The sequence below is a fragment of the Streptomyces sp. NPDC005262 genome (assembly GCF_042872425.1).
Lineage (GTDB): Bacteria > Actinomycetota > Actinomycetes > Streptomycetales > Streptomycetaceae > Streptomyces.
Map to the genome: position 1 here is coordinate 171,866 of NZ_JBIAKK010000007.1, position 13,232 is coordinate 185,097.

Annotated in this window: 13 protein-coding genes; 4 read left to right on the forward strand and 9 right to left on the reverse strand. The window is 71.8% G+C overall.

Translation table 11 applies throughout. The features are described 5' to 3' along the window. Positions 1-39 precede the first annotated feature (39 nt). The 6 genes from ACFYP5_RS19720 to rsmI form a co-directional block, all read right to left on the reverse strand. Complete coding sequence (locus ACFYP5_RS19720) at positions 40-933, reverse strand: 4-(cytidine 5'-diphospho)-2-C-methyl-D-erythritol kinase (RefSeq protein ID WP_389037421.1); 894 nt, start codon at positions 931-933, stop codon at positions 40-42. Next, positions 930-1,880: a 16S rRNA (adenine(1518)-N(6)/adenine(1519)-N(6))-dimethyltransferase RsmA gene (gene rsmA / locus ACFYP5_RS19725; RefSeq protein ID WP_389037424.1), complete on the reverse strand. Its 951-nt coding sequence runs from the start codon at positions 1,878-1,880 to the stop codon at positions 930-932. The genes ACFYP5_RS19720 and rsmA overlap by 4 nt, the downstream gene beginning before the upstream one ends. Beyond that, on the reverse strand, positions 1,877-3,160 hold the full coding sequence (locus tag ACFYP5_RS19730; RefSeq protein ID WP_389037427.1) for a ubiquitin-like domain-containing protein: 1,284 nt from the start codon (positions 3,158-3,160) through the stop codon (positions 1,877-1,879). The genes rsmA and ACFYP5_RS19730 overlap by 4 nt, the downstream gene beginning before the upstream one ends. Before the next feature lie 175 nt (positions 3,161-3,335). Continuing rightward, positions 3,336-4,202, reverse strand: coding sequence for a TatD family hydrolase (locus ACFYP5_RS19735; protein ID WP_389037430.1), 867 nt, complete (start codon positions 4,200-4,202; stop codon positions 3,336-3,338). 32 nt (positions 4,203-4,234) lie between these two features. Beyond that, the gene (locus tag ACFYP5_RS19740) at positions 4,235-4,612 is read right to left on the reverse strand and encodes a hypothetical protein (protein WP_389037432.1); all 378 of its coding nucleotides are present in this window, start codon (positions 4,610-4,612) and stop codon (positions 4,235-4,237) included. Positions 4,613-4,773: 161 nt separating this feature from the next. Continuing rightward, positions 4,774-5,667, reverse strand: coding sequence for a 16S rRNA (cytidine(1402)-2'-O)-methyltransferase (gene rsmI, locus ACFYP5_RS19745; protein ID WP_389037435.1), 894 nt, complete (start codon positions 5,665-5,667; stop codon positions 4,774-4,776). 53 nt (positions 5,668-5,720) lie between these two features. Between rsmI and ACFYP5_RS19750 the strand changes: the two genes are divergently transcribed. The 4 genes from ACFYP5_RS19750 (at position 5,721) to ACFYP5_RS19765 (ending at position 10,722) form a co-directional block, all read left to right on the forward strand. Continuing rightward, positions 5,721-7,499 (forward strand): dolichyl-phosphate-mannose--protein mannosyltransferase, encoded by a 1,779-nt coding sequence (locus ACFYP5_RS19750; RefSeq protein WP_389037438.1) that lies wholly within the window; start codon positions 5,721-5,723, stop codon positions 7,497-7,499. A 134-nt stretch (positions 7,500-7,633) separates the two neighbouring features. Further along, positions 7,634-9,274: a penicillin-binding transpeptidase domain-containing protein gene (locus ACFYP5_RS19755; RefSeq protein ID WP_389037441.1), complete on the forward strand. Its 1,641-nt coding sequence runs from the start codon at positions 7,634-7,636 to the stop codon at positions 9,272-9,274. 72 nt (positions 9,275-9,346) lie between these two features. Then, positions 9,347-9,874 (forward strand): YbaK/EbsC family protein, encoded by a 528-nt coding sequence (locus ACFYP5_RS19760; RefSeq protein ID WP_389037444.1) that lies wholly within the window; start codon positions 9,347-9,349, stop codon positions 9,872-9,874. Continuing rightward, the gene (locus tag ACFYP5_RS19765) at positions 9,871-10,722 is read left to right on the forward strand and encodes an EamA family transporter (RefSeq protein ID WP_389037446.1); all 852 of its coding nucleotides are present in this window, start codon (positions 9,871-9,873) and stop codon (positions 10,720-10,722) included. The genes ACFYP5_RS19760 and ACFYP5_RS19765 overlap by 4 nt, the downstream gene beginning before the upstream one ends. A gap of 115 nt (positions 10,723-10,837) precedes the next feature. On the opposite strand, the gene ACFYP5_RS19770 is transcribed toward ACFYP5_RS19765, so the two are convergent. Genes ACFYP5_RS19770 through ACFYP5_RS19780 form a run of 3 tightly spaced genes read right to left on the reverse strand, consistent with a single transcriptional unit; the run spans position 10,838 to position 13,198 of the window. Next, entirely contained in the window at positions 10,838-11,632 is a 795-nt protein-coding gene (locus ACFYP5_RS19770) for an SDR family NAD(P)-dependent oxidoreductase (protein WP_389037449.1), read from the reverse strand. Next, positions 11,629-12,792, reverse strand: coding sequence for a serine hydrolase domain-containing protein (locus ACFYP5_RS19775; RefSeq protein WP_389037904.1), 1,164 nt, complete (start codon positions 12,790-12,792; stop codon positions 11,629-11,631). Before ACFYP5_RS19775 ends, ACFYP5_RS19770 begins: the two co-directional genes overlap by 4 nt. After that, positions 12,731-13,198: a MarR family transcriptional regulator gene (locus ACFYP5_RS19780; protein WP_389037452.1), complete on the reverse strand. Its 468-nt coding sequence runs from the start codon at positions 13,196-13,198 to the stop codon at positions 12,731-12,733. Before ACFYP5_RS19780 ends, ACFYP5_RS19775 begins: the two co-directional genes overlap by 62 nt. Positions 13,199-13,232 lie beyond the last annotated feature (34 nt).

Below are 13,232 nucleotides of genomic sequence, written 5' to 3' on the forward strand. Positions count from 1 at the left end.
CAGCGCGACCGTACTCAATTCCCGTCTGAGTACCCGCGGTCAGACGATCGTGGCGCCCGGCGCCGGGGACACCGCGACCCGCGCGGTCCGGCAGGTCCCCGACGTCCGCAGCGTGTCCGCGATCTCGTGCGCCGCCTCCGCGTCCGCCGCCAGGAACGCGGTGGTCGGCCCGGAGCCCGAGACCAGTGCGGCCAGCGCACCGGCCCCGGTGCCGGCAGCGAGGGTGTCGGCGAGCGAGGGCCGCAGGGAGAGCGCGGCGGGCTGCAGGTCGTTGGAGAGAGCCTTCGCGAGCACATCGGTGGCGCCGGTGCGCAGGGCGTCGAGGAGCGCCGGCGAGGCTTCCGGTGCGGGGACGTCGGTGCCCGCGGTGAGCCGGTCGAACTCCCTGTAGACGGCCGGGGTGGAGAGCCCGCCGTCGGCGACCGCGAACACCCAGTGGAACGTTCCGCCGACATCGATCGGGGTCAGCTGCTCGCCGCGGCCGATACCGAGGGCGGCGCCGCCGACCAGGGAGAACGGCACGTCGCTGCCGAGCTCCGCGCAGATGGCGAGCAGTTCGTCCCGGGTGTCGCCGGTGGCCCAGAGGGCGTCGCAGGCCATCAGGGCGGCCGCGGCGTCGGCGCTGCCGCCCGCCATGCCGCCCGCGACGGGGATGTCCTTGGAGATGTGGATGTGCACGTCGGGGGCGATGCCGTGGCGTTCGGCGAGCGCGATCGCGGCGCGGGCCGCGAGGTTGCCGGCGTCGAGCGGGACCTGTGCGGCGTCCGGGCCCGAGCAGGTGACGGTCAGCACGTCTGCTCGGGTGACGGTGACCTCGTCGTAGAGGCCGACGGCGAGGAAGACGTTCGCCAGGTCGTGGAAGCCGTCGGGGCGCGGGGCGCCGACCGCGAGCTGCACATTGACCTTGGCGGGGACGCGAACGGTGACGCTCACTCGCCACTCCCGGTGGACTCGTTCCCGTGGGACCGGTCCGCGGCGGGCTCACCCTCGCCGGGCCTGCTCCCGCTCGACGGGTCCGCCGCCGGCTTGTTCTCGGCGATGGCCGCGAACTCCTCGACGGTCAGTGCTTCACCCCGCGTCTTCGGCGAGATCCCGGCCGCGACCAGAGCCGCCTCGGCGGCCGGCGCGGAGCCCGCCCAGCCGGCCAGGGCGGCCCGCAGCGTCTTGCGACGCTGAGCGAACGCCGCGTCGACGACCGCGAAGACCTCGGCCCGGCTCGCGGTCGTCGTGATCGGCTCGGTGCGCCGGACCAGTGACACCAGACCGGAGTCGACGTTCGGGGCCGGCCAGAACACCGTGCGGCCGATGGACCCGGCCCGCTTGACGTCCGCGTACCAGTTGGCCTTCACCGACGGCACGCCGTAGACCTTGTTGCCCGGCCGGGCGGCCAGCCGGTCGGCGACCTCGGCCTGCACCATGACCAGGGTCCGCTCGATGGTCGGGAACCGCTCCAGCATCGTCAGCAGGACCGGCACGGCCACGTTGTACGGCAGGTTGGCGACCAGGGCGGTGGGCGGCGGGCCCGGCAGCTCCGTGACCAGCATCGCGTCGGAGTGGACCAGCGAGAACCGGTCGGCGCGACCCGGCATCCGGGCCTGGACGGTGGCCGGCAGCGCCGCCGCCAGCACATCGTCGATCTCGACGGCGACGACGCGGTCCGCCGCCTCCAGCAGCGCCAGGGTCAGCGAGCCCAGGCCGGGTCCGACCTCGACCACCACGTCGTCCGGACGGACCTCCGCGGTCCGTACGATCCTGCGGACCGTATTGGCGTCGATGACGAAGTTCTGACCGCGCTGCTTCGTGGGGCGTACCCCGAGCTTCGCGGCCAGATCGCGGATGTCTGCGGGGCCCAGGAGGGCGTCGGGCTCTGTGGTGCTCACCCGGTAAGCCTACGGCCGCAATGCGGCCACGGGCTCGCCCCCCGTTGCAGGTACAGCTTCCTCGCCCGGAACGTCTGCTCGGACGCCGGGGCGTCCTGCGGGCGTCCGCTGCCGCCGAGGGAGTGCCAGGTCTCCGTGTCGAACTGGTACAGCCCGCCGTACGTGCCGCTTGCGTCGACCGCGCGAGGCCGACCGCCGGACTCGCAGGACGCGAGCCCGGCCCAGTTCAGTCCGCCCGCGCCCGCCACGGACCGCGGGCGGGCTCCGGTACCGACCTTCACGATCCGGTCGACAGGTGTGCGGACGACCTCGGCGTCCAGCGCCCGCGGCCGCTGCCGGACGCCGTTGACGGTCCGCACCCCGTACGTGATCCGGCGGACGCCCGGCCTGCCCTCGCGCTCGACGACCTCCGTACCGGCGAGGAGCGAATCGTCCTCGGACCGTTGCTCGGCGTAGGGGACGGGCTCCTCGCGCACCTCGCGGGAGTCGGTGATCCGCATCACGGAGACCGTCTGGCCGTCGCGCGGAAAGCTGTGCGGGTCCACGGAGGTGGTGTCCTCGCCGTGCAGGGTGATGCCCGCCTCGGCGACGGCCTCCCGGACGGTCGAGGCGTTGGTGCGGACGGTGCGCTCCCGGCCGTCGGCCATGAAGGTCACGGTGCGTTCGGTACGGACGTCCAGGGCGAGCCCGGTGCGGCCGATCGAGGAGGAACGGGCGACGGAGAGGTACGCCCCCTCGGCGCGCACCCCGAGCTGGCGCAGGGCGGCGTCGACCGAACCTGCGGTGGTCCACACCTGGCGCCGCACCCCGTCGAGGGTGAGGGTCACCGGGCGCCCGTGGCGGACGGTGATCTCGTCGCCGTCGTCGAGGTCGCCCACGGGGGCCGGGGTGACGACGTCATGGGGGCCGACGGTGATGCCCTCGTCGTCGAGGAGTTCGTCGATGTCGTCCGCGAAGGTGTGCAGGGTGCGCGGCTCCCCGTCGACGGTGAGCCGTACCGCCTTGTCGTGGGCGACGAACGCGGAGGTGCCGCCGGCCAGGAAGGCGACGACCAGGGCCTGCGGGACGAGGCGGCGCAGGTTCTCCGGACGTGCGGTGCTCTTGCGGCGGTGCGCGGCCCGCCGGGTACCGCCGCGGCCGCCGGTGCGGGGGCCGGCGGCCGGCCCGGGCGGCGCCGCAGGCGTGTCGACGACGGTCGGATCGTGGACCGGCCAGAGAGCGACGAACGTCTGCTCCTGGTGGAACGGCAGAGGTGCGGGGACGGTCTGCGGTGTCGCCACCGCCGCACCCCCCGCACGTCCCCTGCCCGGTGCCGCACGGTGACTGCCCTGCGCATTGATCACGACGCTCCAGAAGGTCCGTTCGTCCCGATGGCCCGATGGGCGTCCGGGACGATAGTGGAGCTTCGGTCACTCTCCAAAGCGGCGCGACCGCACACCGTCACAGCGTGACCTGTCAGTAATCGAACGCGCGAGCCGTGTTGTCGTTGATCGCCGACGCCAGGGTGTCCTCGTCGACCCCCTTCACCTCCGCCATGGCACGGAGCGTGACGGGGATGAGATACGGCGCGTTGGGACGGCCGCGATACGGGGCGGGGGTGAGGAACGGCGCATCCGTCTCGACCAGGACCAGTTCGATCGGCGCCACGGCCAGCGCGTCCCGCAGCGGCTGGGCGTTCTTGAACGTCACGTTGCCCGCGAAGGACATGAAGTACCCGGCGTCGGCGCAGATCCGGGCCATCTCGGCGTCCCCGGAGTAGCAGTGGAACACGGTCCGCTCGGGGGCGCCCGCGTCGGCGAGCACACGCAGCACATCGGCGTGCGCCTCGCGGTCGTGGATGACGAGCGCCTTGCCGTGCCGTTTGGCGATCTCGATATGGGCCCGGAAGGACTCCTCCTGGGCGGCCATGCCCTCGGGGCCCGTACGGAAGTGGTCGAGGCCGGTCTCGCCGACGCCGCGCACGCGGTCGAGGGCGGCCAGCTTGTCGATCTCGGCAAGGGCGTCGTCGAGGGCGGCCTTCCCGCCCGGCTCCCGCGCATCCTGGCGGGACCAGCCGTCCGGGTCGCCGTGGACGATGCGCGGCGCCTCGTTGGGGTGCAGGGCGACCGCCGCGTACACACCTGCGTGCGCGGCCGCGGTCTCGGCGGCCCAGCGCGAGCCCCGCACGTCGCAGCCCACCTGGATCACGGTGGTGACGTTGACCGCCGCGGCCCTGGCCAGGCCCTCCTCGACGGTGGCGTCCTGCATGTCCAGATGGGTGTGCGAATCGGCGACCGGTACCCGCAGGGGTTCGGGCAGTGGCGGGGCTTCCGTACGGCTCATGCCACGATCGTACGAGGACCGCGGCGCCGCTCTCACTTGCGGTGGAAGGGGTGCAGCAGGTCGGAGAGGTGCCAGTGGTGCTCCGTGGCAGTCGGAGCGGCTGCGGATACGGCGACCGCCTCACTTTCGCGGGCGTCGCTGTCCTCGGTGTGTCCGGCCCGGAGCAGCTGCTGGACGGTCGAGACCCGGCCGGACCGCATGATCCGGACCACATGGCCGTCGCAGTTCACACAGGTGGGCTTGGACAGGGGTGACGGGACCCGTTCCCCGTTCGCCTTGTAGATGACGAAGTCGTTGTTGGAACCGTCGACGTGGTGCTCTATCTCGTAGGCCTGTTCCCAGCCGTATCCGCACCTCATGCAGGCGAAGGCATACGCCTCATGCACGGTGGTTGCTGCGGTCTCACTCATGCCTGCTCCTCTTGTCCGCTCGGACGAACACTCCGGAGAATGCGTCCCTGATTCAGTGGACGCCTTTACCGGCAGGAGCGCACCATGCCCTGTCGAGTATTGGATCGGTCTTGGCCTTCTCGTGGCAAAAGGGGCCAGATGAGCGGCTCGCGCTTTGCCTTTTACGAGAGTCCTTTGCCGTCCGCAGGGCCGGTCCGCGACGCGTTCTTCGCGGCGACGACCGCATCGAAGACCTCCCGTTTGGGCAGCCCCGCAGCCGCGGCGACAGCGGCGATCGCCTCCTTGCGCCGCTCCCCCGCCTCCTCGCGCACCTGCACCCTGCGCACCAGCTCGGCGGCGTCCAGCTCCTCGGCCACATCCGCCGCGCCCTCGACGACGACGGTGATCTCGCCGCGTACGCCTTCGGCCGCCCAGACCGCCAGTTCGGCCAGCGGGCCGCGCTTCACTTCCTCGTACGTCTTGGTCAGTTCCCGGCACACGGCGGCCCTGCGGTCGCCGCCGAACACCTCGGCCATCGCGGCGAGGGTGTCGTCGAGCCGGTGCGGGGCCTCGAAGAAGACCATGGTGCGGCGCTCGTCGGCGACCTCGCGGAGCCGGCCGAGCCGTTCGCCGGCCTTGCGCGGCAGGAAGCCCTCGAAGCAGAACCGGTCGACGGGCAGACCGGACAGGGCGAGCGCGGTGAGCACGGCGGACGGGCCGGGGACCGCGGTGACCTTGATGTCCTTCTCCACGGCCGCGGCGACGAGCCGGTAACCGGGGTCGGAGACGGACGGCATCCCGGCGTCCGTGACGAGCAGGACCCGGGCGCCACCGGTCAGCGCCTCGACGAGTTCGGGCGTACGCGCCGACTCGTTGCCTTCGAAGTAGGAGACCACACGCCCTGTGGTGTGGATGCCGAGCGCCTGCGTCAGCCGGCGCAGCCGGCGGGTGTCCTCGGCGGCGACGACGTCCGCCGTCTCCAGTTCTGCGGCGAGCCGTGGCGGGGCGTCCGCCACATCGCCGATGGGGGTCCCTGCGAGTACCAGCGTTCCAGTCGTTCCAGTCACATCAGCCATCCTCCCAGCACGGGCGACAGCAGTCGCACAGATGCGTTCCCTACGATGGCGCGGTGACGAGTACTGCGCCCGAAGCCCAGCAGGGTCAAGACGCCGGGGAACAACACGGCGAAAAGCCGCCTTCCTGGCAGCAGCGGCTGCGCCGCTTCGGCCATTCGCCGCGGCCCGGTATCGGGCTGCGGGAACGGCTGGTCCCGCCGTACAACCGGCCGGGACCGCAGTTGTGGGCGGTCCTGGGGGTGTCGCCGCCGACCGCCGAGCGGCTGGTGCGGTGGTCGGCCTGGGGCGGGCCGCTGCTGGTGACGCTGGTCGCGGGGGTGCTGCGGTTCTGGCATCTGGGCAGCCCGAAGGCGGTGATATTCGACGAGACGTATTACGCCAAGGACTCCTGGGCGCTGATCAAGCAGGGGTACGAGGGGTCCTGGCCGAAGGACGTCGACAAGTCGATCCTGGCCGATCCTTCGCTGGTGACGGTGCCGACGGCGCCCGGCTATGTGGTGCATCCGCCGGTCGGCAAGTGGATCATCGGGTTCGGCGAGCAGCTCTTCGGGTTCACGCCGTTCGGCTGGCGGTTCATGGTGGCGGTGCTCGGCACGCTGTCGGTGCTGATGCTCTGCCGGATCGGGCGGCGGCTGTTCCGCTCGACGTTCCTGGGGTGTCTGGCGGGCGCGCTGCTCGCCGTGGACGGGCTGCACTTCGTGATGAGCCGCACCGCGCTGCTCGACCTGGTGCTGATGTTCTTCGTGGTGGCGGCGTTCGGCTGTCTGCTGATCGACCGGGACTGGGCGCGGCGCAGGCTCGCCGCGGCACTGCCGGTCGACGCGGAGGGGGTGCTGCGCCCGGACGCACGGATCGCCGAGACGCTGCGGCTGGGGTGGCGGCCGTGGCGGATCGCGGCGGGACTCTCGCTGGGGCTGGCGTTCGGCACGAAGTGGAACGGCCTGTACATCCTGGTCGCGTTCGGTCTGATGACGGTGCTGTGGGACGTCGGCGCGCGCCGGACGGCGGGTGCGGTCCATCCGTACCAGGCGGTGATCCGGCGGGATCTGGTGCCCGCGTTCGTCTCGACCGTGCCGGTGGCGATCCTGACGTACATCGCTTCGTGGACCGGCTGGATCATCAGGAACGATCCCGACCACCACGGCTACTACCGGGACTGGGCCACCACCGACGGCAGGGGCGGCAGCTGGACCTGGCTGCCGGACTGGCTGCGCAGCCTGTGGCACTACGAGTACCAGGTCTACGAGTTCCATGTGAACCTGACGTCCGGCCACACGTACCAGTCCAACCCCTGGAGCTGGATCGTCCTGGGCCGCCCCGTCTCGTACTTCTACGAGGAGCAGAACGGCTGCACCGCCTCGGCGACCGGCAAGTGCGCCCGTGAGGTGCTGGCCATCGGCACACCGCTGCTGTGGTGGGCCGCGTGCTTCGCCCTGGTGTACGTTCTGTGGCGGTGGCTCTTCCGCCGCGACTGGCGGGCGGGCGCGATCGCCTGCGGTGTGGCGGCGGGCTGGGTGCCGTGGTTCCTCTACCAGGAACGCACCATCTTCCTGTTCTACGCGGTCGTCTTCGTGCCGTTCCTCTGTCTCGCGGTGGCGATGATGATCGGCGCGATGATCGGGCCCGCGGCGGGCACCGGGGCCAGGCGGGAACTGGGCCTGGTGACGGGCGATCCCTCCGGTGAACGGCGGCGGACATTGGGGGCGGTCGCGGTCGGTGTACTCGTCCTGCTGATCGTCTGGAATTTCATCTATTTCTGGCCGCTGTACACAGGCATGTCCATTCCGGAGAATTCCTGGCGCAACCGCATGTGGCTGGATACCTGGATTTGACCGGCCTCTTTCCGCCGTTGCCGGTCGCGGTCCGATAACAACTGCCCCTGGAATCACTGCCGTCCCGTAAAGTGCCCACAAGCGCTCTCTTGAACATGTTCAAGAGAGCCTCCTGGGGAGGGGGGACTGCACAGATGCGCAGTGGAGCGAAGGTCGCCGTCATCGGCGGAGTGTTCGTGCTGGTGGTCGGCGGTGTGGGCTACGGGGCCTACAACGTGCTCGACGGGCTCGGGGGCGGCGGGGGCGACGGAGCGGACGGCCGCCCCGTCTCCGCCGCGGTGAAGACAGGCCCGCCGAGCAAGGCGGAGATCAGCGAGACGTCGAAGAAGTTCCTCGAGGCCTGGGCGGCCGGTGAGGCCGGGGACGCGTCCCAGCTCACCAATAACGCGACCGAGTCCGAACCTGCTCTCCGCGGATACAGCGCCGAGGCCCACGTCACCAAGGCGGTGATCACTCCGGGCCCGGCGACCGGCACGACAGTGCCGTTCACGGTGAAGGCGACCGTGAGTTACGAGGGGAAGTCCAAGCCCTGGTCGTACTCCTCCGAACTGACCGTCGTGCGGGGTCTGACCACCGGCCGGGCGCTGGTGGACTGGAAGCCCTCGGTGATCCACCCGGATCTGGCGGAGGGGGAGTCGCTCAAGACCGGCGAGGCTTCCGCCCCGTCCATCCAGGCACTCGACCACAACGGCAGGGTGCTGACGAAGGAGAAGTACCCGTCGCTGGGGCCGATCCTGGACGGGCTGCGCGAGAAGTACGGCGAGAAGGTCGGCGGGACCGCAGGCATAGAGACCTGGATCGAGTCCACGGGTGAGGACACCCCGGACCAGACGCTGCTGACGCTGTCCAAGGGGAAGCCCGGCAAGCTGCAGACCACCCTGGACGCGAACATCCAGGCGGCGGCCGAGAAGGCGGTCAAGCAGTACAGCCAGGCCTCCGTGGTCGCGGTCCGGCCGTCCACCGGCTCGATCCGCGCGGTCGCCAACAACCCTGCGACCGGCTTCAACGCGGCGATGCTCGGCAAGCAGGCACCCGGTTCGACCATGAAGATCGTGACCGCGTCGATGCTGATCGAGAAGGGCTTCGCCTCGGCGAACCGTCCCGTCGAATGCCCGAAGGACGTGATGTACCAGGGCCGGACCTTCCACAACCTGGAGAACTTCTCGCTCCCGGACACCGACACGCTCACCACCAGCTTCGCGCGCTCCTGCAACACCGCCTTCATCAAGCTGATCGACGATGTGGACGACGACTCCGCGCTCGCCAAGGAGGCCCGGGACGTCTTCGGGATCGGCCTCGACTGGAAGACCGGCTCCGCGTCCTTCGACGGCAGCGTGCCCGAGGCCACCGGCGGTGAGGCCGCCGCGCAGTACATCGGCCAGGGCACCATCCAGATGAACGCACTCAACATGGCGTCCATCACCGCCACCGCGCGCAACGGCACCTTCCGGCAGCCGGTCCTCGTGCCGCAGGAGCTGGACGGCCGTCAGCTGGCCACCGCATCCCGTTCGCTGCCCTCGTCCGTCTCCCAGCAGGTGACGAACATGATGCGGCAGACCGCGAGCTGGGGCACCGGCAAGGCGGCGATGTCCTCGGTCGGCGGCGACAAGGGCGCGAAGACCGGTTCGGCGGAGGTCGACGGACAGGCCTCGTCCAACAGCTGGTTCACCGGCTTCAGCAACGACCTCGCGGCCGCGGCGGTCGTCCAGTCCGGCGGCCACGGCGGCGACGCGGCGGGCCCGGTGGTGGCCCAGGTGCTGCGTGCGGGGCCGTGATCTGCTCCGACCGGGGTCCGGTGGCCGAAACAGGATCGCGTGCCCCGCTGGGGGGCGGCTAGCGTGCGGGGCATGAGTACTCCCGACGCCACGGCTCCCGTCGCCCCTGCTCCTGAGCCCGCAGCTGCCGAAGCCCACCCCCGATTCGCCGAAGCCCTGCGCGAGCTGGGCCTCGATGTCGAGATCCGCCGTTTCCCGGAGGCGACCCGTACGGCGGCCGAGGCTGCTGCCGCGATCGGCTGCGACCTCAGCGCCATCGTCAAGTCGCTGATCTTCGAGGCCGACGGGGCGCCGGTGCTGGTCCTGATGGACGGCTCCTCGCGGGTCGACGTGGAGCTCGTACGACGGGAACTGTGTGCCGGGAAGGTCAAGCGTGCCGGGGCCGACCTGGTCCGGGAGACCACGGGATACGCGATCGGCGGGGTGCCGCCCTTCGGCCACCGTACGAAGACACGGGTGCTGGCCGACCGCGGGCTGCTCGACCACGACGTGGTGTGGGCCGCGGCGGGTACCCCGTACACCGTCTTCCCGCTCGACCCCAAGACGGTCATCGAACATGCCGGCGGCACCGTGGTGGACGTGCGCGAGCAGACGAAGTGACGCCGCTCGTCGCGCTCGCGGTCCTGGCCGCGGCGATCACGCACGCCAGCTGGAACGCGATCGCGCACGCCATCAAGGACCAACTGCTCTCCTTCACCCTGATCTCCGGGGGCGGGGTGCTGCTCGGCGCGGTCACCGCCTGCTTCGTACCGCTGCCGGCCGCGGAGGCGTGGCCGTATCTGGTCGTCTCGGCGGTCCTGCACGTCGCCTACATGGCGCTGCTGATGCGGTCGTTCACGCTCGGCGACTTCGGTCAGATGTACCCGATCGCACGCGGCACCGCGCCCCTGGTGGTGACGGTGCTCGCGGCGGTCTTCGTCGGCGAGCGGCCGGACGGCTGGGCGACGACGGGGGTGGCGGTCGCCTGCGCCGGGCTCGTCGGTGTCGCGCTCTGGGGCATCCGGGGCTCGCAGGCCCGCCCGCACTGGCCGGCGATCACGGCGGCACTGGCGACGGGGCTGGCGATCGCCGGCTACACGACCGTGGACGGGGTGGGGGTCCGGGCCTCCGGCACCTCACTCGGCTACATCGCCTGGCTGATGATCCTGGAGGGGCTTGCCGTCCCGGCGTACACGCTCTATCGCCGCCGCGGGCAACTGGCCGCCCAGCTCAAGCCGTTCGCGGCACGGGGGCTGCTGGGCGCGGCTCTGTCGGTGGTCGCGTACGGGCTGGTCCTGTGGGCGCAGACGAAGGCCCCGCTGGCCCCGATCGCCGCCCTGCGCGAGTCGTCGATCATCGTGGGCGCGGCGATAGGGTCGGTGTTCTTCAAGGAGCGTTTCGGCGCACCGCGCATGGCGGCCGCCGGGCTCATGGTCATCGGGATCGGGCTCATGCTGCACACGAGTTGAGCGCACCGGCCCGGGCCCGCGTCGACGGTACCGGCGGCAGCGGACGTGCCGGGTACGGACGTGGCACCCGAGGATCACCGGTCACGTCCGCACACGCGAGGCACGGCCGCCCGGCTCAGCCCTCCGCGATCGCCCTCCGGAAGCCTGTGTTCACAGCGAGCAGGCCGCCGTCCACCCGCAGCGTCGTCCCCGTGATCCAGGCCGCGTCGCGGGAGGCGAGGAAGGCGACCGCGGCCGCGATGTCGTCCGGTTCGCCGACCCGGCCCAGCGGGTAGGCCGCGCTCACCCGGTCCAGCTCGAGGTCACGTCCCGCCCAGGCGTCCGTCCGGATCGTGCCGGGCGCCACCAGGTTGACCCGGACCCCGCGCGGACCGGCGTGGCCCGCGAGCGTACGGGTCAGACTGCCCAACCCGGCCTTGGCGGCGCTGTAGGCATGGTTGCCGAAGTCCTGCTCGCCGTTGACCGAGCCGATGTTGACGATCGCGCCCCTCCCCGACGCCACCAGATGCGGCAGAGCGGCGCGCGAGCAGCGGTACGGGCCGGTGAGCGTGGCGTCCAGGTCTCCCTGCCAGACGTCGTCGGGCTCGTCCTCGAAGAGCGGGGTGTCGGGGGTGCAGCGGTACGCGTTGTTGACCAGCACGTCGAGCGTGCCGAACGCCTCGACCGCATGGGCCACCGCAGCCTCTACCGCCGCCCGGTCGCCCACGTCGCAGGGCAGCGCCTCGGCGGCGGCACCCGTCTTCCGTATCGCCGCCGCCGTGTGCTCGGCGCGGTCACCGTCCAGATCGGTCACCAGGACGCGCGCGCCCTCGCCGGCCAGCCGGCGGGCCGTGGCCGCGCCGATACCCTGTCCCGCACCCGTGATGAGTACGCCGTATCCGTCGAACCTGGAATCACCGGTAGGAGTCATAGCGCCGACCGTACTGCCCTGACCAGAGCCTGGGCACGGGGATCGGCGGTGACTCCCTTCTGCAGACCGTTCGTCACATAGCCGAGCGCGATGCCCGATTCGGGGTCGGCGAAGCCGAGCGAGCCGCCGCGGCCCGGGTGGCCGAAGGAGCCGGGGGCGAGGAGCGGGGCGGCCGGGCCGTGCAGCATGTAGCCGAGGCCGAAGCGGGTGTTCACGACGAGCACCCGGTCCGGGCCCGCGGACTCCTCGGTGCGGGCCAGGGTGAGCGTGGCCGGGGCGAACAGCCGGTGCCCGTCGACCGGCCCGATCATCGCGGCGTAGCACCGGGCCAGCGCACGGGCGGTGGCGATGCCGTTCGAAGCGGGGAGTTCGGCCGCCCGGTAGGCGGGGTCGTTCTCGTCGGGCAACGGGTCTATCGCGCCGAACGCGCGACGGGTCAGCGACTCCGGGTCGCGGTAGGCCTCCGTGACCGACCGCTTGGGGCGCAGCCGCAGCGCGCCGCCGTTGTCCTGGAGGGCGGGCGGCTCGACCGGTCCGATCCGGCCCACCCGGTGCGCCTCTTCCGCCGGCAGCCCGAACCAGAAGTCCAGGCCGAGCGGACGGGCGATCTCCTCGGCGACCCAGCGGCCCACGGTACGCCCGGTGACCCTGCGCACCAGCTCGCCGACGAGCCAGCTGTACGTCTGCGCGTGGTAGCCGTGCGCGGAACCCGGCTCCCACTGCGGGCACTGCGCGGCGACGGCACGCGGCCCGGAGATCCCGTCGGCTGCCTCCTGCGGCGTCAACGGCCGGTCGAGGGCGGGGATCCCGGCCCGGTGGGCGAGGAGGTGGCGTACGAGGACACGTTCCTTGCCTGCCGTCTTGAACTCGGGCCAGTACGTGCCGACCGGGGCGTCCAGGTCCACCTGGCCGCGCTGGTGCAGCAGCAGCGGTACGGCGGCGGCGATGCCCTTGCCCGCCGAGCGGACGATCTGCACGGTGTCGACGGCCCACGGCTCGGTGCCGTCCACGTCCCTCGTACCGGCCCAGAGGTCGACGACCTTGCGCCCGTCCCGGTAGACGGCGACCGCGGCCCCCCGCTCGCCGCGGTGCTCGAAGTTACGGATGAAGGCGTCCCTGACCGGTTCGAATCCGGCCGCCACCGTGCCCCGTACGTCCACGCCTGCTCCTGCACTCCCGCTCATCCCCCCATGGTGCATGGCGCCGCAGGTGAGCTGCACCGCGGGTGACGTTCAGCTCAGCACGATCGAGACGTCGATGTTTCCCCGGGTGGCGTCGGAGTACGGGCACGTGCAGCTCCGCCCGCAGCCGCGTCACCTCGCCCTCCCCGCGCCCCACCGCTGCCGGCAGAAGCCTGGGGACGCGCTCCGCACGGGTGCGGAGCGACGCATCCTCCCCGGTCGGCTCGACGAGCACCGAGCGCTCGTCGGCGGCCGAGCGCACGCGCCGCACGAGCCCGGCCGCCTGCAACCGCTCGAACAGCGGGGACACGGTCCCGTTGTCGGGACGCAGGGCCCCGGCGAGATCCTCGACCGGGGCCTCGCCGCGCTCCCGCAGCACCGGCATCACCGGGGCGGCGAGGCCGCGCGATGGCTGGTGT